The sequence below is a fragment of the Amycolatopsis sp. PSD-21 genome (assembly GCF_055561455.1).
On record NZ_CM145712.1, the window covers coordinates 4,166,847 to 4,189,696 of the forward strand.

Genomic DNA, 22,850 nt, shown 5'->3' on the forward strand with positions numbered 1-22,850 from the left:
CGTGCTCGTCGGCATGCCACCGCCCCGGAACCGGCCGGACCGGCCGCTCCCGCCAGAGCTGGGTCCGGCGACCTCGCACGGCTACAACTGTCGCTGTGTCGCGCGGTATTTCGGGCTCGACCCGGCACCGTACGGCGAGCTGCCCGCGTGCTCGCTGTCGGAACGCCAGTACCGGAAGCTGCTCGTCGACGCGGTCAAGCTCCAGGACAAGGCCAAACGACTCGCCGTCACCCGGGACGTCGCCGGCGCGCACCGGGCGTACGGCAAGATGCGGGAGATCGCGCAGCGGCTCGACCGGACGGATCTGGACCTCGCCGCCGTCAGCGACCTGGCCACCGTCTGCTATTCGGCGGGTGACCTCCGCAACGCGAGACAGTGTGCCGAGGCCGTCCTCCAGGCCTTCAAGGTGAGCACCACCGCCATTGTCCACTATGGACAGTATGTCGAACTCCGGATGATCGAAGGTTCCCGGGAGGTCGCCGAGCGCGTGCTCATCTCGTTGTGCACGGAGGAGGGTGACGTCGCCAAGGCGCGTGAGCTGATCGCCGGGCAACGCCACCGGGCGGCGCTGCGCAAGGCCGAGGGGCCGGACCAGTACCCGCCCGAGCTGCTCGACGTGCACGGCGCGGACGAACTGGAGCTGCGGATCTTCGACGTGCGCGTCCAGATCGCCGCCGGGGACATGGCGAGCGCGCGGGCCGCGATCGAGGAGATCCTGGCGGCGCTGGACGCCATCGCGGAGATCGACGAGGTCCGCGGGCAAGTGGCGGCGCTGCAGGCGATGGCACGAGCCGAGCGGGCCCGTGTCCGGCAAGCGGGTGGCGAAGACGCCGACGCGCGCGCGGATCTTCTGCGGCTGAGCGCGCAGCACGAAGGCCGTCCCTTGGCCGCAAGGGCGAGTATCGAATTGGCGGCCGACCGGGCCTTCGGAGGTGACTTCCCCGGAGCGGTCGCCGCGATCGTCGCCGCCCGCGACGAACTCGCGGACGCGGGCCTGAACGGAGATGTCGCGGAGGCGAGCCACGCGCTGGGCACCCTGCTCCTGATGGCGGGTGACGTCGCGCAGGCCAGAGCGCAGTTCGAGCACGCGGGAAAGATCTGGACGGCCAACGCCGACGTTCCGGGCCTGCGGCGTCTCGACGTGGCGCTGGCCCGCTGCGCGATGGCCGAAGGCGACTGGGCGAGGGCGAACGACCATGTGACCCGGGCCCGGGAGTCGACGCGCACGTCGGGGGACTGGCCGGACCGCCTGCACACGGATTTCGTGGCGGCCACGATCGGCTTCGCCCACGGCGAAGACCTCCCGGCCGTGCTGGATCTGCTGCTCCCGCTGGCGCTCGCGGCGGCGGAGTACCGGTTCGAGTTCACCTCGCCGCAGGCACGCGCGGCCTGGGCTCGCGACGTCGCCGGGCCCGCGACCGAAATGCTGATGGCGCTGCTGGCCCGGCTCCAGGAACCGAGGCTGGCGGCCGAGCTGATCGAGCGCACCTGCGCCGTCGGGGCGTACACGGGCGTGGAGGGTCGTTCGCTCGATCTCACCGGCGGACTGCCGGCTCTCGAAGTGGGTCCGGTCGCCGAAGGACTTCCGTTGGCGGCACTGGGTTCCGTGACGTCGTCGCTTCCGCTGCGGCTCGCCCCGCCACCCGCGCTGCGCTGGTCACCTTCGTCGCCCATGGAGCTGGACCCGTGGCTCCGGCTCGCCGCCGAGCGGTATCGGCTGCCGCGCGCGGTCGCCGAAACCGTCGAGACCTGGCCGTCCGCGAAGCCCGGACGCGAGACGTTCCTCCTGCGGTACGCCGACGCTGGCCACACTTTCCTCACCTGGCGGACCACCGAGGACCTCGACACCGTCCACACCCATCCGATCGAATTCGCCCTGGTCGCGACTGCTCGCCAGTGCCTGGACGCCGCGTCCCCCACACCGCGGGAAGGCGAGAGCGTGGCCGACGCCGTCCGCCGCTCACTGAGCGAAGACGCCTTCGGCAGCTTCGCCGGTGAGCAACGCCTGGCGCGTGTCCTCGCCCTCAACCTTCTGCCCGCGGACCTGGTCGAGAGGCTTCGGCGCGCCGAAACCCGCCCGCTCCTGCGGATCCAGCCGTCTCCGAGCCTGGCCGGTGTCCCGTGGGGACTGCTGGCCCTGCCCGACCGGCGGGCCGGCCACGTGCTGGAGATCGACGAGATCGGCCTCTGTTTCGATGGTGACGAGCGCGTTCTCGACGTCGCCGACGTCTCGCTGCTCGCCCCGGCCGCGATCCCGCGCCGTCCGCCCGCCGCCGACGGCCCGCCGATCTACCTGCTCGACCCGCGGATCCCGGGCCAGAGTGCGTTCGGCGAGCTGGGTTCCGTGCTCGGCAAGCAGGAGCCGGCGTCGCCACTGATCTGCCACCTCGACGCGCGGCTCGCGGAAGGCCCCGTCCTGCCCGCCGCCGGACGCGGGCTCGATCTGGTCCGCCGCACCGACACCGACCGCCGTCTGCTCGCCGAACTCCTCGCCGGCCCCTGTTCGCGGCTGGTGTTCGTCGGGCACGTCAGCCGGGTCCGCGACGAGTACGGCGCGCAGACCGCGCTGCATCTGTCCTGTTCCGCCGATCTTCCCGGCACCGCCGCGCCGATCGGAACGCACCGGCCGTTCACCGCCGCCGATCTCGCACTGTCCGAAATGGACACCATGCCCGCACGGGTGGCGCTGATCGGCTGCGCCAGCGCGAGCGATTTCGGCCTGGCCGAACCGTTCGGAGTACTGCTCGCCGCCGTCGCCGCCGGAGCGGGACTGGTCGCCGCCACGGTCTGGGCGCTGCCGACCTCCGCCGCCGTGCCCGGTTCGGACCCGATGTCCGAACTCGTCATCGCCGTCGACACCGCGCTCGCCGGCGAGGATCCGGTCACCGAACTGTGCGCCTGGCAGCGGTCCCGGCTCGCCCGCTGGCGCGAGAAGCCCGAACCCGCGGCCTCGCCGGTCTTCTGGGCGGCGCTGACCTGCCTCGACGCGACCGACGACGGGAAAACCTGGGTTCGGTAGCGGACCGGTCCGCCGAAGCTGTGTCCAGCACGAACGACACGGCGAGAGGCGGCACCCGATGTTCAAGAAGATCCGCGACAAGATCAACGACGCGACGCAGCAGGGCATGGCGCGGGGCGCGCAGGACTTCCAGCGCCACGCGGAGCAGTTCCGGCAGGCGGCCGCCGCGCAGGGCCACGACATCACCCCGCAGCTGCCGACCCCGCAGCTGGCCGCGCAGGCCTTCCGGAGCCTGAACGCCGACCCGGACATGGCGGCGTTCCTGGCCCTGCCGATGGACGAGCAACTGCGTCAGCAGCAGGAACTCCAGGCCTACGGCACCGAATTGCGGCGGCTCTACGACACCTGCGAGCCCGCCACCCTGGTGATCCGCGAGCTGGAGCCGACCGGCCGGAAGATCGCCGGGCAGGCGCAGTACACCGCGACACTCGAGGTCACCCGCGCCGACGGCACCACGTACCGGACCGTGACGCAGCTGATCACGCCGCTGGCGACGATCCAGCAGTACGCGCCGGGCACCCGCCACGAAGCCCGCGTCGACCCCGCCGACCCGGCGAAGGTCGCCGTGTTCGGCCCGATCGCGTAGGTGACCGCGATGTTCGGGACCTTCGAGTTCGGCCTGCCGGGAGACCCCCGGCAGAACCGCCGTCCCGGCCTGCGCCTGTGGCTGCTCGGCGTGCCGACGACGCTCGCCTGGGCGGCGGTCGGCTGGTCGGGCGCACTCGGGCTGCTGGACGGCTTCCGGCTGATGTCGCTGAACCGCGTCGACGCGTGGGGGCCCGACGCGGGCCCGGCGGTTTCGCTCGTCCTGTTCTTCAGCGTCTCGATCACGGTCGCTTCGTCGCTCGGGTTCGCGATGCTGTGGGGCGGCGGGATGTCGTTGCGGGGGATGGGTGTCGGCTTCCGGGCGAGCAGCCTCGCCGCGTCCCTCGGCATCGCGCTGGGCAGCGGCGTCGCGATCCCGTCCTGGACGCCACCCGAGGCGGTGGGGAAGCGGCTGCCGTCCGAACCATGGACCGAAGTGGACTGGATCGTCTACTACGAGCCGTATCTGGTCCCGGCGGTGGCCGGGGTGACCGCGCTGGTCATGATCATGGTGCTGGGGCGGGCGTTCGTCACCAAGGCGGAGGCGGACGACCGCGCGCAGGCACTCGCTCAGACCGGCAGGCAGGTGCTCGGAGAGGTGCTCGGCGTCGAGTTCACGAACGTCTGGGTGATGGGGAATCCGCGGTTCACCGTGCGGGTCCGGTTCCCCACGGACGGCGGCGAGCGGACCGTCGTGACCACGATGATCACCCCGCCGCTGCAGGCCCCCGCCCGCGGCTCGACGGTGAAGGTCACCTACGACCCGCGGAATCCCGACACGGTCCAGGTGGATCCGGATCCGGCCGATCGGGCCGCCGGAGGAAACTTCGGTGCGTTCCTGCCTCCGCTGTTCTGATCGCCCTCTACACTCCCGCGGATGGACGAACAGACGGCAGAGGTGTCCACCGCCCCGGCGGTGCGCAAGGCGATGATCCGGCTGGTCCCGTTACTCGGGCTGCTCTATCTGCTCAACTATCTGGACCGGGTCAACGTCGGGTTCGCGGCGCTCACCATGAACGCCGACCTCGGCATCAGCTCGGCCGCCTACGGGCTCGGCGCGGGCCTGTTCTTCGTCGGGTACTTCTTCTTCGAAGTGCCCAGCAACGTGATCCTGCACAAGGTCGGCGCCCGGATCTGGATCGCGCGGATCATGGTCACCTGGGGCATCGTCGCCTCGGCCACCGCGTTCATCCAGGGCGAGGTCAGCTTCTACATCGTCCGGGTGCTGCTCGGGATCGCCGAGGCCGGGTTCTTCCCCGGCATCATCCTGTACCTGACCTACTGGTTCCCGCGTAAGCAGCGAGCCAAGATCGTCGCGCTGTTCTTCCTCGCGGTGCCGCTCTCGTCGGTCATCGGCAGCCCGGTCTCCTCCCTGCTGATCAAGCACGGCGACGGTGTCCTCGGCTTCGACGCCGGCTGGCGCTTCATGTTCTTCGCCGAAGGGGTGCCTTCGATCCTGCTCGGCGTGGCGGTGTTCTTCCTGCTGCCGAGCAAACCGAAGGACGCGAAGTGGCTGACCCCGGGGGAGCGCACGGCGTTGCAGTCGGCCATCGACGCGGAAGACGTCCGTGAGGTCGGCAAGGAGGTGAGCACCCGATCGGCGCTGACCGACCCGCGCGTGCTCGCGCTGAGCGCCGTCTACTTCGGGATCATCTTCGGTCTCTACGTGCTCGCGTTCTTCCTCCCGCAGGTGATCAAGGGCTTCCAGGAACAGTTCCAGACCAACTACAGCATCGTGGAGATCGGGCTCATCACGGCGATCCCGTACGCCGTGGCCGCCGTCGCCATGGTGTTGTGGGCCCGCCATTCCGACCGCACCGGCGAACGGGCCGGGCATGTCGCCATCGCCGCGTTCGTCGGCGCGGTCGCGATCGCCGGCGCGCTGTATCTCGGCTCGCCGCTGTGGGTGATGATCGCGGTGACCCTCTGCGCGGTCGGCGTGTTCACCGCGATCCCGGTGTTCTGGCAGCTGCCCAACGCCTTCCTGACCGGAGTCGGCGCCGCCGCCGGGATCGGCCTGATCAACTCCTTCGGCAACCTGTCGGGCTTCGTCGGCCCCTACCTCACCGGCTGGTTGCAGGGGTTGACCGGGAGTTTCCGCGCCGGGATGTGGGCCGTGGCGTTCTTCATGGCGATGGCGGGTGTCATCGCGCTGACCTTCCGCGGGAAGGACAAACGCGCGATCAAGTGAGGTGGTCGAAGTCGCCGTTCACCCACCGGATATGGGTTTCGGCGCTTCGGCGCACCACCGCGCGGGCGTCCCGGTCGATGGTGTCACCGCCGAGGGTGTAGAGGCGGTCGTAGGCGAATTCGTCGAGCCGGTCGACGATCCGTCGCACCACGGCCCCCGAAAGCGGGATGTGCTTGGGGAAGTTGCGCTGGAACGACACCCAGTCCGGCGCGAGCCCGCCCGAGATCGTGTCCCCGGCCAGGATGCTGCCGTCCGGCGTCCTGGCCACGGCGCTGCCGCGCATATGCCCGCCGAGCCGGATCAGTTCGAGGCCGGGCAAGGGTTCCACGTGCTCGTCCCAGAACTCGAACGCCGGATCGGGGGCGGGCAGCCATTCGCGGTTGCGTTCGTTGACCAGCACCGGGACCCCGCCCAGCGCGCGGCTCCAGCCGAGCTGGGCGCCGAACATGTGCGGGTGGCTGGTGGCGATCACGGCGACGTCGCCGAGCCCGCGCACGACGTCGAGCACCTCGGTGTCCAACCAGGACGGCGGATCCCACAGCAGGGTGCCCGCCGGGGTCACCGCGATGAACGACCAGTGCCCGATCGCGAAGTTGGGCTCCCGTTTGATGCTGTGCAAGCCGCGTCCGTGATCGCGGTGCACGGTCTTGTGCGGCGCGGAGATCAGTTCCTCGTGCGTCCACCAGCGGCCGGTGTGCGCGCCTAGGTCGCCGGCTTCCTCGATGCCGACCTCGCCGCGGTCGAGAACGCACCGGGGAGGCTCGGGGGTGGCGGGATGTTCGATACCGCACCTGTCGCAAATCCACATGATCGACAGCTTGCGACCTCCAGTGCGCTGGAGGTCAAGACGCGTCTTTCCCCCGGCTCGCCGAGCCGGGGGAAAGACGCGGGGATCAGCTGATGGTCGTCTTGCCGAGCACGGCGTCCTGGTCGGGCGGGTCGAGCGCGAGCTGGACGTCGAACTCGCCGAGCGAGCTGTCGGTGACGATATGCGAGGTCGCCGCGGCGTCCACGCTGCTGGTCGCCTCACCGGCGGGGGTGCCCGCGGGGACGGTGAAGTCGACCTTGCCCTGGGCGGTGAACTTCAGCGGTCCTTCGGCGGGTACCTCGGTGTCCGGGATCGGCAGCTCGATCGGGATCGAGATCTTCTGCTCGCCGAGCGCGATGTTCACCTTCGAGCTGATCGTGCCGGAGAGCTTCTTGGCACCGACGAGCCGGAGCCCGTCGCCCGCGGCCTGACCGGCGTCGACGTCGAGGGTGAACGGCACCGAAACCGGCTCCCCGGCTTTCGCGGCCGCCGGGATTTCCGCCTTCACGACCACCGCCACCTTCTGGTCGCCGATGATGGGGAAGCCGCCCTTGTACGTGAGATTCTTTTCGACGGCGGCAGCGGTTCCCGCCGCGGCGAGCATGACCGTCCCGGCGACCGCGGCCGCGATCCCGGCCGCGCAGAACCGCCGAACACCCTTCCGTACGAGGGTTTTCGTCATGTCTGGTCCTTTCGTCGTTGAATGGGCTCGAAACCGAATGTAGGTGGAAAGTCACCAACGAGGAAAGGAAAAGATCTCTCGCGTTTTCTTTACGCTTCGATCTTGTCATGTATAGGCGGAATGGCTAGTTCGGTAATTGTCACGTGGAGGCGGAAAGGGAAATTCCGGCGGCATTCTTGTCACCTCGGTGACAGGTGCGACGGCCGCGAGGCGAGCGGGCTAGTGTCTTGATCGTGACCGAACGACCCGAGCCGTGGCACCGCCGGACCCGCAGGTTCCTGCGCGCGACGGATCAGCGCGGCGAACTGGTGCGCGGGGCGCGGTTCCTCCGCGGGCTGGTCCCGGGTGACCCGCTGGCGCCGTCGACGGGCCGCTCGTCCGACCGGCTCGCCCGGCTGCTCGCCGAGGCGGGCGCGGATCGGCCCAGTGCCACCCGCGAGCTGGGCCTGGCCGCCGTGCAGGCCTGGCAGGCCGTCCGCCGGTCCGGCGCGCCGCCGGTGTCCGCGGACGGGATCACGGTGCTGTTCACCGATCTGGTCGGCTTCTCGACCTGGGCGTTGCAGGCGGGGGACGAGCGCGTGCTGGAGCTGCTGCGTTCGGTCGCCGAGGTGACCGAATCGGTCGTCACCGGGCATCGCGGCAGCATCGTGAAGGGACTCGGCGACGGCGTGATGGCCGTGTTCGCCGATCCGGGCGAGGCGGTGAACGCCGCCTACGAGACGTGCTCCGCCGTCAGTGTGATCAAGGCCGAGGGCTATCTCCCGCATCTGCGCGCGGGGCTTCATCGGGGGAATCCGCGGCGGGTCGGCGACGACTACCTCGGCGTCGACGTGAACATCGCCGCCCGCATCATGGCCGCCGCCGACGGCGACGAGGTGCTGGCCAGCGGAAGCGTCGTCGACGAGCTGGACCCCGGCGCGGTCATCGTGCGACCGCGCCGGAGTTTCCGCGCCAAGGGGACCCCGAAGGACCTCCGTGTCTACCGGGTCGTGCCTCGGTACTCCTCGTGAGTGGTCAGTCGTGTTGTCTTGAGGGCTAAGGCAACGTGTCGGATCGCGGTGAGGCCGCGTCGCGAAAGCCCACTTTCGGGACACGCGCCGTCGCTCTCGCGGTCCCCGCAGACGTTGCGAAAGCCACTTTCGCAACCTTCAACGTTGCGAAAGTGGCTTTCGCAACGTGCCACCGCTGCCTTACCCGACGAATGGCCGCACTCCTAGCCGGGCATCTCCGAGGGCTGTGAGTCCAGCCCCGGCCGGGGCTTCGTCCAGCCACCGCGCGTGAAGTCCGGCACCGCGACCGGCTTCCCGCCGCGAGCGAGGGAGACCACGCTCAACGGCACCGGGGAGCACCAGGCCGCCGAGTCGTAGACGTCGATGTCCGGCACCAGCCCGGCGCGCATCTGCTGCACGATCCGCCACTGCAGCACGTAGTCCATGCCGCCGTGCCCGCCGAGGTTCGGGTCGTCCTTGAGCTTCTTCCACAGCCAGTGGTCGTGGCGTTCGCGATACGGGCCGAAGTCCTTCCACGCGTGGCCGCTGTGGTCGGGCTCGACGTAGATGCGGGCGGGGTAGTCCTCCACGATGCCGCGGCTGCCGGCAAGGCTGTTGATGCGGCTGTACGGACGCGGCGAGCTGACGTCGTGCTCGGCGCGGATGATCCGCCCCTGCTCGGTTTCGATCAGGCAGGTCACCAGGTCGCCGTTGACGTAGGTCTCCTTCCACGACGGATGACCCGGCGGCATGTGGCGTTTCCGGTAGTCGGCGAGCCCCTTCGGCTCGGTCGCTGTGGCGCGCAGCGTGGCGAACCGGTCGCCGCGGTTGACGTCCATGCACGCGGCGATCGGCGCGAGACCGTGCATCGGATAGAAACTCGCGGTGCTGCGGGTGTGCCACTTCCGGCGCCACGCGTCGGTGTAGTACGTGTCGGAGAACAGCAGTTCGCGCAGGTCGTGCAGATAACCGCCGTGTCCGTTGGTGACCTCGCCGAAGACACCCGCGTGCGCCATCTTGAGGATCGCCAGTTCGTTGCGGCCGTAACTGCAGTTCTCGGCGAGGAACAGGTGTTTGCGGGTCTGCTCACTGGTGTTGACGAGATCCCACAGCTGGTCGAGCTCGGTGGCGATGGGCAGTTCGACGCCGACGTGCTTGCCCGCCAGGAGTGCGGCCTTGCCCTGCGGGTAGTGGAACTCCCACGGGGTGGCGATGTAGACGAGATCGATGTCGTCGCGGGAGAGCATCTTCTGGTAGGCGTCGGCGGATCCGCCGTACTCGGCCGGGCGCGGGCGCCCGACGGCGGCGAGTTTGTCCGCGGCGGCCTTCGCGCGCTCGGCGCGGATGTCGCAGACCGCGGTGACCACGGCGCCCGGTACGGCGCTCCACCCGCCGATCATGGACATGCCGCGGTTGCCGAGACCGATGAGCGCGATCCGGACGGTCTGGTGCCGTTCGAACGGGACCCCGATCATGCTGCGCTGGCCGGGACGGCGGGGCGCGCTTTCCGCCTCTTCCGCGGCGGTCGCGCTCGTGGGGATCGCGGCGAGCGCCCCGGCGGCGAGCGCGCCACCGAACAGTGTCCGCCGGGAGACTGAGGGCAGGTCGGCCATGAAGAACACTCCTTCGTGTCGCCTTCGGTGCCCAGACCTTGTCCAATCGCCGCCGGATATGTCAAGAGATGCGCCAAAGTGCGCAGTAAACTGCACTAATGAGCAGTTTGAGTGCGTGTTCCTGGGTGTTTCGCGCAGCCCGGGTGCGCGTACACCCGGGCCGCGCCGACGGTCACCGGCGGATCAGCACCTGGTCGATCGACTTGCGCACCAGGTTCGGCACCACGCAGTCGTCCGCCGGATAGCCGACCGGGATGACGGCGAACGCCTTCTCGTTCTGCGGCCGCCCGAGCAGCTCGCCGAGGAACCGCATCGGCGACGGCGTATGCGTCAACGCGGCCAGCCCGGACAGGTGCAGCGCAGTGAGCAGCATGCCGACCGCGATGCCCACCGACTCGTCGACGTAGTAGTGCTTGTGCTTGGTGCCGTCCTCGTCGAGGAAGTAACGCTGCTGGAAGACCACGATGAGGTACGGGGCGTCGGTGAGATGGGTCTTGACGGCGTCGGTTCCGAGCGGGCGCAAGGCGGACAACCACTCCTCGCCGAGCCTGCCCTCGTACGAAACGCGTTCTTCCTCCTCGGCGGCTTCCCGGATCCGCTGTTTGGTCTCGGCGTCGCTGATGAGCACGAACGTCCACGGCTGCTGATGCGCGCCGCTGGGTGCCGTCGCCGCCACCGCGATGGCGTCCACCACCACCTGCTCGGGCACGGGGTCCGTCGAGAACATCCGCACGGTGCGGCGGGTGTCCATGCGGCGGCGCAACTCGGCGGCGGTGGCCAGCGATTCTTCCGCGGACACACGCGCCGGACGGTAGGGCACCGGCTCGAAGGGGTCGCCGTAGGTCGGGGTCCACTGTGCTGTGGTCATGCTGCGATTCTGGCGGTGGACCCGGATTTCGGAAAGCCCCGGAGCCGGGTTATGTCCCCGGGGTTATGCCGCCGTCTGTCTCAAGTGGACGGACACCGGTCGTCGTAACCGGCGGGCGTTTCCGGTACCCAGAGCGCCACTTAGTGGTCGTCGCGGCGTGGAGATAGGTATCCACTGCACGACTTTCGTCGGTGTCAGGTTCCTCTTGCGGCGCCCCAGAATCAGCACACCCGTCCCCATCGCGCGGCCGAACCCGGGCCGCAGAAATGAGTCGGAACCATGCGACTGCGCTCCTTCGCCCTGATCGCCGGCACCGCCTTCGCGGCGCTGCTCGGCGTCACCGCCCCCGTGGCGTCCGCCGCGGAACCGTCCTCCGACGTCCAGCCGATGATCATCGGCGGCCAGAACGCGACGAGCGGGCCGTGGGCGGCCAGGCTCTTCGCCAACGGCAGGCAGACCTGTACTTCGACGATCATCGCGCCGCAGTACATCCTGACCGCGAAGCACTGCGTGGCCAGCAGTGGCACGTTCACCTTCCGGATCGGCAGCCTCGACCAGCAGAGCGGCGGCACCATGGCCACCGGCTCCACCGTCACCCGCCACCCGAGCGCGGACCTCGCGATCGTGCGGCTCACCGCGCCGGTGAACGCCACGTACTCGCCGCTGGGCACCACCGCGAACGTCTCGGTCGGGCAGACCGTCCAGGTCTACGGCTGGGGCGCGACCAGCCAGTGCGGCTCGGAGATCAACTGCCAGTCCCGCTACCTGAAGGTCGCCAACGTGTCGGTCACGTCGGTGTCCTGCCGTGACTACAACGGCGGCATCGCGGTGTGCGCGCGCCGCGGCGACGGCATCACCGCCGGCGGGGACTCGGGTGGCCCGATGTTCGCCTCCGGCCGTCAGGTCGGCGTCGCGTCGACGAGCGACCGGCAGACGACGACCGCGTACACGAACATCACGCGGTACCGGCCCTGGATCCAGCAGATCGCCGGGGTCTGAGGCAGAAGGTGCCGCGAAAGCCACTTTCGGGACACCAGACGTCCCGAAAGTGGCTTTCGCGACACGCCGGGTTTGTCTTGTCGTAGAAATCCCCAAAGGGTCCTCCCCGGCGGTTGCCGGGGAGGACCCTTTGGGGGTTTCCCTAATCGGGACGACCGACCTGGGTGTTCGACAGGTCGAGACCGATCGCGAAGTCGGCCGTGTAGCCGCTTCCGGTCTGCTGGGGACGCAGCAGCATCTGTGCCCCGCCGTTGCGGTAGATGGCGTCCCGGCTGTTGGTCGTGTCGGCCGGGCCTTTCCGCCGGTACGGGTCGGTCCGCAGATAGGCCGCGCCGAATTCGGGCGTGAAGTAGAGCTGCGAGGTGAACTCGTACGGCCTGCCGTTCGTGCCGACGGTCCGGATCTTGACGTGGATATGCAGCGTGCGTCCCGTATACCACCCCGGAAGAATGGTGGTGAACCGGGCCGCTCCCGATTGGTCGGTGTTCTGATAACCGCGCAGGAAACGGCGGCCACGACTTCCCTGGGACGGAATGTCGGAATACAGGCCGAACGCGTCGCACTGCCAGAGGTCGACCATGGCTCCCGGTAGCGGCGTGCACTGCTGCTGACGGATCTGCTGAACGGTGAAATTGATCGCCAGCGCGGTGCCGGGAACCAGTTGCCCGGTGGACGGCTCACTGCGGATATCGGAGCGGTTGAGCCGTTCGTCGACGAAGTACGGGCCCTCCATTTGTTCCGGCTTGACCACGCAGTCCAGCGTGCAGATATCGGGTGCGCCCGGGCTGGAGGTGGTGGCACTCGCGGTGGCGGATCCGGCGGCGGCGAGTGTCGCGCCGGCGGCGCCGAGGAGGATCAACGCCTGTCGCCTGCCGAGTACCCGGCCTACTGGCTCATCATCGTCATGCATGGGGTTCCTTTTCGCCGAATGATGGGAGTAAGGGAACTGCACGCGGCAAGAGTTGGCTGCAGGGTGTCGCGCGCATACGATTTTCCGACATGGACCGGCCGCTGTCGAGAAAGTTCACTCTCGTGCATCATACTTCGCAGCGGACACCATTCGCTGATGGGCCGAATTCGCGAACCGGTGCTACGGCATTTCGCCTACGACGTCTCGAAACCCTCTTGGGAAAGCTTGCGTGCCCGATGGTTCGCCACATTGACGCGGTTTCCGCATAACCCCGGCATGCAATAGCGACGCCGTCCTGGGCGTGTCGTGTCGATGAACGCGCCCCGGCAGGTAGGCGCGCCACAGGCGCGGAACCGTTCCACGCCGAGGGACTGGACGACGCCGAGTATTCCGACGCCGCAAACCAGCGCCAGGGAATCCGCGACTTTCGCGCCAGGCCGGACCGAAACGGCCCACCGTGCGCTGCCGGTCAGAAGGGTGACGTCGCCGACCGAAGAGGTGAGCGCGGTGGCTCCGGCGACGAGGCGCGCCTGGTCCGGGTGGTCGACCAGATCGCGCACCGTGACGCGTAGCCGGTGAACGGCGCGAAGATCCCCGGGCCGGGTGGGCTCGGGCAATGAGCGAAGCTCGGCGAAGGCGGCGAGAGACGCCAGGTCGGACAGCTTGTCTTCGCCGCGCCAGACCTCTGGGGCGGTGTTGACCAGGTCGGTAGCGACACCCGCCGCCCAGACGTAATCGTCCAAAGCTACTTGCATCCCTTACCGACCTCTCGTACGTTCGCGGTTAACCGTCACTTTAACCCTTACCGGGAGGTTGTCCGTGGAGATCGACGCCCTGGTGTTCGACATACTCGGCACGCTCGTCGACGAACCGGCCGGGATTCGCGACGCGGTCCGGCGAGCCGCGCCGGATGCCGATGCGGATGAGCTGGCCGACCGGTGGCTGGGCCACGTCGAGACCGAGCAGCGGCGCATCGTCGCGGGGGAGCGGCCGTACGCCCCGAGTGACGTCCTCGACCGCGAAGCGGCTCAGCTCATCACTAACACGGACGTGGTGCCGAAGCTCGAGCCCTGGCCTGACGTTGCCGAAGGACTCGCGAGGCTTGCCGAGCAGTACCCGATCATCGGGCTATCCAACGCCGGCCGGTCGAGCCTGCTCCGGATCAACGCCCACGCCGGTCTCCGTTGGCACCAGGCGCTCTCCGCCGAGGAGGCGCGGACCTACAAACCCGACCCGGCTGTCTACGAGCTGGCCGTCACGGCCTCAGGTGCACCGCCGGATCGGCTGTTGATGGTCGCCGCCCACGCGTGGGACCTGAGGGGTGCACAGGGCGTCGGCCTGCGGACGGCGTACGTCGCCCGGCCCGTCGGTGACCCGCCCTCGGCGGCGGACCGGTTCGATCTCCAGGCCGACGGACTCGCCGATCTGGCCGTTCAGCTCGCAAAACCGCGGATGTGAGCAAAACTGTCGGTGCCTCCCGCTAGGTTCATCCCAGTCCCCACCGAGGCACCCCTCAAGGAGAAGATGCGTTGTCAGACTGGGAAAGAGCAAGCACGGCCAGGGTGTTGCCACCCGCTCGCCCGCGCAAGCTCGCGAAGGTCCCGTTCGTCGAACTGGCCGACGGACGGGTGCAGGGCGTGGTGTCCAGCGGATCGGACATCGGCCGGGTGTACGTCTCGTCGGTCGCGGCGAGCACGTACGAATTCTCCTGCAGCACCAACAACAACCGGCCTTGTGGCGGGGCGCGGGGCATGTTCTGCAACCATATTCTCGCCCTGATCAACGAATCCACCCTTCAGTACGGTGCCGAGCGGGTAGCGCGGTACTTGCGCGTCGAGGTGGCGGAGCCGACCGCGCAGGTCATTTCCCAGACCATGAGCGCGACGCGTCCGTCTCAAGGCGACAGCACCGCCGCCGCCTCCGTGTTCAGCCAGTTCTTGCGCCACTTGGCCTATCTCGAATTCGAGCCGTCGACGGCACCGGTGCCGGAGCTGCAGTGGTTCCCGCCGACGAGGGCGGTGGTCTGATGCGCGTCGATCTGCTCACCGATCCCATCGCCGGTCTCGACGAGGCGCTGGCGGTCGTCGACGCCTTCGACGACGTGCTCGTCACCGGCCTGCTCCGTCCACAGAGGATCGCCGGCCTGACCGAGCTGGCCGATTCCGTCGCCGGGTCACCGCTGGCGGCGCGGGTCGCGGAGGCAGCGGAGAAGACCGCTGCCGGTGCCGCGGGCGAGGAGCACTTCGTTTCCCTTGCGGCGGCGAGGATAGCGGTGTTCGGCTCCGTGCACGACGCGGTTCTCACGCGGCTCGTCGAAGCGACCGGTCGTCCGCTGGGCGAAGACTCCGCCGGGCAGGCCGCCGAGGCGGAATCGCCCAATCTTCTGGTCGCCGCACGGTCCTGGCTGGCCGATCTGGCCCGCGCGGGCTGGCAGGGTATCGACCACGACTTGATCTCGGCCTCGGCGCAGGTGATCTCCGCGCTGCTAGCGGAACCGAGTCTGCGCAGGTTGGCTGTCCTGCTCGACGGCTTCGCCGCGGAACTCGCGGCGTCCTGTCCCGGCGCGGCGTTGGAGCGGATCCCCGCCCGGCGCTGGGGCGACTTGTGGTCGCGCGGCATGCTGCTGACCCTGCCAGGGGCGGCGGCGACGCCGGCGATCGGCACGGTCACCGGCCGCCTGCTGCCCATCGGTGTCGACCTCCTGGAACATGCGACGGCCGCGCAGGCCCAGGTCCACGCCGTATTCGAGCCCGATGACGGCACCACCCCGCGGCTCGTGCGCGCGAACGTGACCGTGCCGAAGCCGGACACGATCATCGGCGCCGGGATCTGGCAGTTGCTGCGCCCGCACCTTTCGCTGCTCACTGCGATCGGTGAGGGCCGCTCGATGGACCTCGCCGGCATGCCGGTCACCGCGGAGGGCGACCTGCTCTGGCGAGACGAACACGCTCGTCCAGGAGAGCCCGCGGACGCGTTCTCCACGGCGCGTGTCGCTCTGCCGAAGGCCGTCACGCCGACGGTCGCGCCGCTGGATCGGCACCCGGCGCGGCTCGCCGTTCCTGTTTTCCTCGAGGGGTACGGCGTCGAGGGCGACGAAGACACGCTCACGTTCACCTTCGCCGGGAATCGGCTCTCCGTCGAGACCGATCGCATTCCGGCCGCCGGTCCGCTGACCCCGAAGGCGGTCGCGGGTTCGAGCGCGTGCATCGGCCTGTTCCGGTGGGACGGCGGATTCCGCCTCCAGCCGCTCGCCGTCGAGACCACCGTGCGCAAGAAGACCACCGCCGTGCACGCCGGAGCCTGGGCAGGCGGCACCACGGACAAGGCCGGGGTGAAAGCCGAGAAGGCCGCCACCGACGCCGCGGCCGTGCTGCGCGAGCGCGCCGGAAGGCTGTTGCGGAAATGACCGAACCCGAGGACAACCGCCGCCAGGTCCTGTACTGGCGGCTGCTCGCCCGGCTCTTCGACGCCGAGGAACAGGCCACGCTCGAATCGGCGAGTGTCGCCGTGGTCGAGGACATCGGCCTGCCCTCCGCGGTGCTGGATCCGAACGTCGCGGTCGATTCGGTCGTCCAGCGTCATCCGGAGCTGGCCGCCGAGTTCGACGGGCTGATGGTCCCCGAAGCCGAGGACGGCCGGGACAAGGCCGCGGAAGTGCGGCGCGCGGCGCTCGTGTCGAAGGTGCTGCTGAACGTCTTCGCTCCGGCGCCGCCCACGGTGACGGCGGGGCAGCTGTCCCGCTGGCAGGCCGACGCGGGCTGGCTCGAGCGTGCGCTGGGGTGCCGCCCGGGCGAGCTGCGCGGAGGTCGTCCCGGCGGCGCCCCGACCGGCCTCGGCGGCACCGGCGGTGGCGCCGCGCCGGACTTGAGCACCCTGCTCCCGGCGATCGGTCCGGAGCTCGGCGGCATCGAGGCGGACCTCGTCAAACGGATGCATCTGCGTGAGGTCCTCGCCGACCCGGCGCTCGCCGCGAAGCTGAGCCCGAGCATGTCGCTCATCGAACAGCTGTTGCGGGACAAGGACAACCTGTCGGGAGTGGCGCTGGCCAACGCAAGATCGCTCATCCGCCGCTACGTCGACGAGATCGCGGAGGTCCTGCGGACCCAGGTCGAGAAGGCCTCGACCGGCAAGGTGGACCGTTCGGTCCCGCCGAAGCGCGTGTTCCGCAACCTCGACCTCGATCGCACCATCTGGAAGAACCTCACCAACTGGAGCCCCGACGAGGAACGGCTCTACGTCGATCGCCTCTACTACAAGCAGACCGCGAAGAAGACCACGCCGCAACGGCTCATCGCGGTCGTCGACCAGTCGGGCTCCATGGTGGACTCGATGGTCAACTGCGCGGTGCTGGCCTCGATCTTCGCCGGACTGCCCAAAGTGGACGTTCACCTGATCGCCTACGACACGCAGGCGCTCGACCTCACACCGTGGGTGCACGATCCGTTCGAAACGCTGCTGCGCACGAACCTGGGCGGCGGCAACGACGGCATGGTCGCGATGGCGCTGACCCAGCCGAAGATCGCCGAACCGGCGAACACCGTGGTGGTGTGGATCTCCGACTTCTACGAGACCCGCGTCGAGCAGCTCTTCGAGAGCATGGCCGCGATCCACCGGTCCGGGGCGAAGTTCATCCCGGTCGGCTCGGTCACCAGTGCCGGCCGGGGCAGCGTGAACCCGTGGTTCCGCGAACGCTTCAAGGATCTCGGCACGCCGGTGATCTCCGGGCACATCACCAAGCTCGTGCACGAACTCAAGACTTTCCTCACCTCCTGAACCTCCCGAAAGGCAAGACATGTCCGACCTGTTGCGCGCCCCCGCCGAGATCAAGTACGCCGAAGAGCTGGACTGGCTGGAGTCGGTCGACGACAACCCCAAGCCGTTCGCCTGGCGCCTGTCCCCGAAGATGCTGCGCCTGTTCATCCTCGGCTCCGAGCGCGCCGACGGCCTCGACCGCGAGATCTCGCAGAAATGGTTCGGCGACCGGAACATCGTCGAGCGGGCCATCGTCACGCTCGCCTCGGACCGCGGCCTTCTGCTGATCGGCGACCCCGGCACCGGCAAGAGCTGGCTCGCCGAACTACTGGCCGCGGCCATCTCCCGCAACTCCACGCTCGTCGTGCAGGGCACCGCCGGCACCACCGAGGACCACATCAAGTACTCGTGGAACGTCTCCATGGTCATCGCCAAGGGCCAGTCCCGCGAGTCGATGATCCCGTCGCCGATCATGACCGCGATGGAGGCGGGCTCGATCGGCCGTTTCGAGGAGCTGACCCGTTCCACCAGCGACGTGCAGGACGCACTGATCTCGATCCTGTCGGAGAAGTACATCTCGGTACCGGAGCTGGACAGCGACGGCATCGTCTTCGCCAAACCCGGGTTCTCCGTGATCGCCACCGCCAACAGCCGTGACCGCGGCGTCAACGATCTGTCGTCCGCGCTCAAGCGCCGCTTCAACTTCGTCCGGATCCCGGTGGTGACCAACAAGAAGAGCGAGGCGGAGATCGTCCGCTTCCGCACCGAGGAACTCCTGCGCCGCCACCAGATCGAGCTGGACGTGCCGCCCACGCTGCTCGACGTACTGTTGCGCAGCTTCGGCGACCTGCGTGCCGCGGCGGCGTCGGCGGGCAGCGACGACGAGAAGCTGGAGTCCGCGTTGTCCACCGCCGAGCAGATCGGCGTACTCGAAGACGCGGTGCTGCACAGCAACTTCTTCGGCGAACGCGAGCTGACCGCCCGCACGCTGGCGTCCTCGCTGGTCGGTTCGCTCGCCCGTCGCGAGCCGGAGGATCTGGCGATCCTCAACAAGTACCTGCACGGCGTCGTCGAGCCGCGCAGCAAGGACGAGGGCGGTGACTGGCCCGGGTTCCTCGACGGCGGCCGCGACGCGATCGCCTCCCTCTCGTGAGCGGCGCCTTCGAGGCGTTGCGCGGCCAGTTGCAGGAGGCCGCGGCCGCCTTCGCCGACGGGCCCGGTGCACTGGAGGGCATCCTCCTCGGGCTCGTCGACGACGTCGATCGCGCGGTGCGCGAGCCGTTGGAGATCTTCCCGGTCTGCCACCATTCCCCGGCGTCGGCCGTGGCGATGGCACGGCGCCTGCGGGAGAAGCAGCCGAAGGTCGTCTACCTGGAACTGTGCGAAGACATGGCGCCGTTGCTGACCGAGCTGCGCAACTGCCGTCTCCCGGTGGCGGTCCAGGCCTTCGCGACGGACGTGAAGGGATTCCCCGCGGAGTGGGCGCCCTTGTCCGTGGTCGCGCCGATCACCGAAGCGTCGGCGGAGTACCAGGCGATCGCGTACGCCCTCGACACCCCGGGTGTCGAGCTCGTCCTCGTCGATCGGTCGGCGGATCACGTGTTCCAGTGGGACGAGCGTGAGCCGCCCTCCGACCCGGACACGCCGCCCGCCGAGGAAGAGGCCGCGCTGCACGGTGACGCGGTCGGCGTCGAGATCGGTGATCTCCGGCCCCGGTTCGCCGAACTCGAGGAACACCTGCTGCGGCACGGGCGGGTGCGGCACTGGTCGGAGTGGTGGCACCAGTACGTCGAGCTGCCGCTCGGCGACAGCGACCACGACACCTACCGCCAGGTCATGTTCCTGATCGGCAGCCTGTTCCGCCGTCTCGCGCCGGGCGACACCCGGCGCGTCCGGGTCGACGAAGACCGCGAGCGCTACATGTGGACCCGCATGCGCGAGCACCTCGCCGCCTCGGGCGCGGATCCCGCGGACTGTCTCTACATCTGCGGCGCGTTCCACGCGGCCAGCCGGGTCGCGGAGTTCGGTGTCGACGGCACGGACGGCTTCGTGATCAGCCCGCGCAGCGAGAGCACGTGGCAGTACGGGCTCATCCCGTCGAGCCATGCCTCGATCGAGGCACAGTTCGGGCTCGCCGGGGGATCGGTGTCGATCGCCGCGACCGAGTGGGCGAAGAACCTGAAGCGCACCAAGGTGAAGCAGTTCCAGCTCGAAGGTCAGGTAGGCGGGCCGAAGCGGAAGAAGGCCGCGGCGCTGCCCGCGCCGGCGCCGGATCCGGTGGCAGTGGATCCATCGGACCAGCTTTCCGGCTTCCTGCAACGACCTCCGGTGCTCGACCGGCTGGACGAGGCGGAACTGCTGGGCTGGTCGGTCGAGATCGTCCGGGCGGCGCGCCGCAACGGGTACCTGGCCTCGACTGCCGACGCCATCGCGGTGTTCGAGACCTCGATCCTGCTGGCGGGCCTGCGCGACCGGGCCAAGCCGACGCCGTACGACTTCCAGGACGCGGCGGTCACCTGTATCGAAAAGGACGTCGTGCCCGGCAGGCGCGACGTGCGCCGTCTCGTCGAGATCATGATGGGCGGCGACCGGATCGGCCAGGTCGGCTACGACGCGTTGCCGCCGCTGGCGCGCGACGTGCACGACAGGCTGGAGCCGCTGAACCTCAAGCTGCAGCAACGAGGTGTGCAGCGGGCGCTGCTCGACATCGCGTCGAGACCGGAGCTGGAGCCCTGCTCCGATCTCCTGTGGATGCTGCGCTACCTGATGCCGCGCGGCGCGGCGCGGCCGATCATGGGGGAGCGGCGGCTCGGCGAACGGCCGATCCAGGAGTCGTGGGATCTGGCGCTCGGCACTCACCAGCGGGCCCTCATCGAGCTGGGTTACGAGGGCGTCAGCGTCGAACAGGTGCTGGAGCAACGGCTTCGGCGAGCGGCCTACCATCCGCAGGCCACCGCCGCGAAGGTGCTCGGCGCGGTCGAGGACGCGACGCTCTACCTTCGCAGCGCCCGGCTGGCGGGGGAGCTGGGCACACGTGCCCTGGAGGTCCTGGCCACCGAACGCACCGTCGACGGCGCCCCGGAAGTGCTGCGACGGGTGCGGAGGCTGCTGGCGCATTACCGGACCAGCGAGCCGGTGCTGCCGCGGTGGATCGAGGAGTTCGTGAGGACGGGGTACGCGCACTACTGCACGCTGCTCCCGGCCGCCTTCGCCGACGAGGAGGCCGGCGTCGAGCAGGTCGCCGCGATGCTGGGCTTCCTGTTCAGCATGGAGTCGCTCGCCCTGTCGCTGGGGTGCGACCGTACGCAGCTGGAGCTGGCGATCGCCGGATCGCATCCGGAGGAGCCGTCGAAGGTGGCGCTGTTGTGGGCGGCGCAGGTCCAGCTCGGCCGCCTCACGCGTGCCGAACTGCGTGAGCGGTGCGCCGGACTGCTGGCGAACCCGATGGTGCTGCCCGCCTATCCGCGTTACCTGAGCGGTTTCGTCCACGCGCTGGAACCGGCGCCCGGATTGGCCGACTTCGTCGTCGAGGCGGTGTCGAACGCTTTCGCCGAGCTACCGGACAGGTTGCTGCTGCCGTGGTTGCCGACGTTGATCACCACGTTGCGGTCCCGCGGCGCGGAGCTGGTGCCGCTGCTCGTGCGTGAGGCGGGCCGGATCTTCCCCGGGAGGCTCGCGGCTCTCGACGAATGGGTCCCGCCGTGGAAGGACCAGCCGGAACCCCGTGCGGTGACGAGGAAGAGCGGGGGCGGCGGCCTCGCTTTGCTCGCAGCGCATCCGGCTTCCTGCGACGCCGTGGCGGGCTTGCTGGGCTGCGAGGAGCCGTGGGGGAGCGCAGTGCCCGCCGGCTTGGCGCTGCTCCAGCGGTATCCGGAGTCCGCCGCCGCGCTGGAGGAGGTGCTCACCGGAGTGTGAACCCGAGGGCGGTCGCCGGATGTCCGGCGACCGCCCGATCCGTCAGTCGGCGACCCAGCTGCCGTGGAAGCCCAGCGGCACCGGCCTCGGCAGGTGGATGCGGGCGAGTGGCTTGGCGGTGAAGTCCTGTGCCGCGAGGATCACCAGGTCCGAGGCGTTGCGGTCGGGATCGTTCACGTAGGCGAGGGCGTAACCGTCGTCCTCGGACTTGCTGCGGGACGACGGCACGAACACCGCTTCGCTCGCGTCGGCGCCCCGGCCGAAGCGGTGCACCTCTGACCGCCCGTTCCGCAGGTCGTGCTTGATCAGCGCGTTGCCGAAGGAACCGGAGGGCTTGTCCAGGTAGACGTCGAACAGTTCGCCGGGCGAGGCCGAGTATCCGTACCTGTGCCGCCGCGACACCAGGCTTTCGTTGACCCGCGGGAATTCCTGCGGCCGGTCGTCGAGGACACGGCGCCGGACCCGTTCCCGCGCGAGATCGATCGTCCAGCGCTCCAACACCGGCGGGCCCGACGCCGACGGGCCGCCGAAGCCCTGCTTGCCCGCCACTTCGAACGGGGCAGGCATCGTGGTCAGGTCGATCACCACCGTCGAGCCCCGTTCGTAGGCGTTGAGCGTGTGCGAGTAGAAGACCGGATCCACCCCGAACCAGCGGACCGGGCCGCCGTCGCGGTTCATCACCCCGACCCTGGCCGGATGGTCCGGGTTCCACTTGTACGGCACCACCTTTCCCGGCCGCGGATCGAAGGTGACCGGCACGTCGAAGACGACCACGTAGTTCTCGGTGAGCCCGAAGTCGTGCATCATCGGGCTGTCGCTGACCGGGATCCGGGTGGTGCGCACGACGCGGCCGGTCCGGTCGACCATCAGATGCCGTACGTGATCCCACGTCGGGTGATAGGTCACCGCGTGGAGCTCGTCGGCGCGGGCGTCGAGCTTGGTGTGCGCGGTGTAGGAACCCTGCAGCGAACCGCCGAAGTCGAACGGCCCCAACGTGTTCAGTTCGCCGTCGAGCTCGTACGGCGGTGCGCCGGACTCCTGAAGGGTGAGGATGCGGCCATGGTGACCGATCACGTGCGTGTTCGGCGCGAAGTCCTCGGCGGGCACCGGCCACGGGTACCGCTCGCCCAGTTTCGCCGCGACGCCGGACGAACGCACCCAGCGGTTGCGGTACCACTCGGCCTTCCCGTCGCGCAGCCGGACGCCGTGCACCATCCCCTCGCCCAGCATCCAGTGGTGGGCGCGCGGGTCTTCGAGCCCGAGCACGTTCGGGCCGGTGCGCAGATATCGCCCGCAAAGATCCTGGGGAATCCGGCCGGTGACCGGCAAGCCGAACGCGGTCACCTCCTCTTTCACGGGCTCGAAGGCGCCTTCGACGAACGGGTGGCGCGGATTCGGCGCGGCGAAGGCGGATTCGCTGCTCGCGAAGGTCGCGGCGGCTCCGCCGACGGCCAGCGCGGCCGCCCCGCGGAGCACGTTCCGCCTGGTCGGTTCGGTCATGGTCGATCCCCCAGATCGT

19 protein-coding genes are annotated in these 22,850 nt (G+C 69.4%); 12 read left to right on the top strand and 7 right to left on the bottom strand.

Features of this window, described 5'->3' with window-relative positions; genetic code table 11:
- Position 1: 1 nt before the first annotated feature.
- Genes ACZ1DY_RS19720 through ACZ1DY_RS19735 form a run of 4 tightly spaced genes read left to right on the top strand, consistent with a single transcriptional unit; the run spans position 2 to position 5,795 of the window.
- Entirely contained in the window at positions 2-3,019 is a 3,018-nt protein-coding gene (locus ACZ1DY_RS19720; protein WP_465485294.1) for an ATP-binding protein, read from the top strand.
- A 58-nt stretch (positions 3,020-3,077) separates the two neighbouring features.
- The gene (locus ACZ1DY_RS19725; RefSeq protein WP_126736976.1) at positions 3,078-3,605 is read left to right on the top strand and encodes a hypothetical protein; all 528 of its coding nucleotides are present in this window, start codon (positions 3,078-3,080) and stop codon (positions 3,603-3,605) included.
- Positions 3,606-3,614: 9 nt separating this feature from the next.
- Positions 3,615-4,460, top strand: coding sequence for a DUF3592 domain-containing protein (locus ACZ1DY_RS19730; protein ID WP_257487289.1), 846 nt, complete (start codon positions 3,615-3,617; stop codon positions 4,458-4,460).
- A gap of 21 nt (positions 4,461-4,481) precedes the next feature.
- Positions 4,482-5,795: an MFS transporter gene (locus ACZ1DY_RS19735; protein ID WP_126736974.1), complete on the top strand. Its 1,314-nt coding sequence runs from the start codon at positions 4,482-4,484 to the stop codon at positions 5,793-5,795.
- Here the strand turns inward: ACZ1DY_RS19735 and ACZ1DY_RS19740 are convergent.
- On the bottom strand, positions 5,788-6,603 hold the full coding sequence (locus ACZ1DY_RS19740) for an MBL fold metallo-hydrolase (RefSeq protein ID WP_465485295.1): 816 nt from the start codon (positions 6,601-6,603) through the stop codon (positions 5,788-5,790). The genes ACZ1DY_RS19735 and ACZ1DY_RS19740 overlap by 8 nt on opposite strands.
- A gap of 85 nt (positions 6,604-6,688) precedes the next feature.
- Positions 6,689-7,285, bottom strand: a complete 597-nt coding sequence (locus ACZ1DY_RS19745; protein WP_257487287.1) for a DUF6801 domain-containing protein — start codon at positions 7,283-7,285, stop codon at positions 6,689-6,691.
- Between the two features lie 227 nt (positions 7,286-7,512).
- Here ACZ1DY_RS19745 and ACZ1DY_RS19750 point away from each other — a divergent pair, with 227 nt between their 5' ends.
- A complete protein-coding gene (locus ACZ1DY_RS19750; RefSeq protein ID WP_465485296.1) occupies positions 7,513-8,295 on the top strand; it encodes an adenylate/guanylate cyclase domain-containing protein in 783 nt (260 codons plus the stop codon).
- A 203-nt stretch (positions 8,296-8,498) separates the two neighbouring features.
- On the opposite strand, the gene ACZ1DY_RS19755 is transcribed toward ACZ1DY_RS19750, so the two are convergent.
- Together ACZ1DY_RS19755 and ACZ1DY_RS19760 are read right to left on the bottom strand one after the other, a co-directional pair.
- The gene (locus tag ACZ1DY_RS19755; protein ID WP_257487285.1) at positions 8,499-9,887 is read right to left on the bottom strand and encodes a Gfo/Idh/MocA family protein; all 1,389 of its coding nucleotides are present in this window, start codon (positions 9,885-9,887) and stop codon (positions 8,499-8,501) included.
- Positions 9,888-10,059: 172 nt separating this feature from the next.
- A complete protein-coding gene (locus ACZ1DY_RS19760; RefSeq protein WP_126736970.1) occupies positions 10,060-10,755 on the bottom strand; it encodes a nitroreductase family protein in 696 nt (231 codons plus the stop codon).
- 279 nt (positions 10,756-11,034) lie between these two features.
- On the opposite strand from ACZ1DY_RS19760, the gene ACZ1DY_RS19765 reads away from it, so the two are divergent.
- A complete protein-coding gene (locus ACZ1DY_RS19765; protein ID WP_126736969.1) occupies positions 11,035-11,754 on the top strand; it encodes a S1 family peptidase in 720 nt (239 codons plus the stop codon).
- Positions 11,755-11,896: 142 nt separating this feature from the next.
- Here ACZ1DY_RS19765 and ACZ1DY_RS19770 read toward each other — a convergent pair whose 3' ends face one another.
- Positions 11,897-12,706: a dioxygenase family protein gene (locus ACZ1DY_RS19770; protein ID WP_465485297.1), complete on the bottom strand. Its 810-nt coding sequence runs from the start codon at positions 12,704-12,706 to the stop codon at positions 11,897-11,899.
- Between the two features lie 152 nt (positions 12,707-12,858).
- Complete coding sequence (locus ACZ1DY_RS19775; protein ID WP_126736968.1) at positions 12,859-13,419, bottom strand: CGNR zinc finger domain-containing protein; 561 nt, start codon at positions 13,417-13,419, stop codon at positions 12,859-12,861.
- A gap of 64 nt (positions 13,420-13,483) precedes the next feature.
- Between ACZ1DY_RS19775 and ACZ1DY_RS19780 the strand changes: the two genes are divergently transcribed.
- The 6 genes from ACZ1DY_RS19780 (at position 13,484) to ACZ1DY_RS19805 (ending at position 21,331) form a co-directional block, all read left to right on the top strand.
- Positions 13,484-14,122, top strand: coding sequence for a haloacid dehalogenase type II (locus tag ACZ1DY_RS19780; protein WP_465485298.1), 639 nt, complete (start codon positions 13,484-13,486; stop codon positions 14,120-14,122).
- 71 nt (positions 14,123-14,193) lie between these two features.
- The gene (locus ACZ1DY_RS19785; RefSeq protein WP_465485299.1) at positions 14,194-14,691 is read left to right on the top strand and encodes a hypothetical protein; all 498 of its coding nucleotides are present in this window, start codon (positions 14,194-14,196) and stop codon (positions 14,689-14,691) included.
- A complete protein-coding gene (locus tag ACZ1DY_RS19790; protein WP_465485300.1) occupies positions 14,691-16,070 on the top strand; it encodes a hypothetical protein in 1,380 nt (459 codons plus the stop codon). The genes ACZ1DY_RS19785 and ACZ1DY_RS19790 overlap by 1 nt, the downstream gene beginning before the upstream one ends.
- Positions 16,067-17,437, top strand: a complete 1,371-nt coding sequence (locus tag ACZ1DY_RS19795; RefSeq protein ID WP_465485301.1) for a vWA domain-containing protein — start codon at positions 16,067-16,069, stop codon at positions 17,435-17,437. Before ACZ1DY_RS19790 ends, ACZ1DY_RS19795 begins: the two co-directional genes overlap by 4 nt.
- Before the next feature lie 19 nt (positions 17,438-17,456).
- Positions 17,457-18,569 (top strand): ATP-binding protein, encoded by a 1,113-nt coding sequence (locus ACZ1DY_RS19800; RefSeq protein ID WP_126736964.1) that lies wholly within the window; start codon positions 17,457-17,459, stop codon positions 18,567-18,569.
- Positions 18,566-21,331, top strand: a complete 2,766-nt coding sequence (locus tag ACZ1DY_RS19805) for a DUF5682 family protein (protein ID WP_465485302.1) — start codon at positions 18,566-18,568, stop codon at positions 21,329-21,331. The genes ACZ1DY_RS19800 and ACZ1DY_RS19805 overlap by 4 nt, the downstream gene beginning before the upstream one ends.
- Before the next feature lie 42 nt (positions 21,332-21,373).
- Here ACZ1DY_RS19805 and ACZ1DY_RS19810 read toward each other — a convergent pair whose 3' ends face one another.
- Positions 21,374-22,831 (bottom strand): carotenoid oxygenase family protein, encoded by a 1,458-nt coding sequence (locus ACZ1DY_RS19810; protein WP_465485303.1) that lies wholly within the window; start codon positions 22,829-22,831, stop codon positions 21,374-21,376.
- Positions 22,832-22,850: the final 19 nt, after the last annotated feature.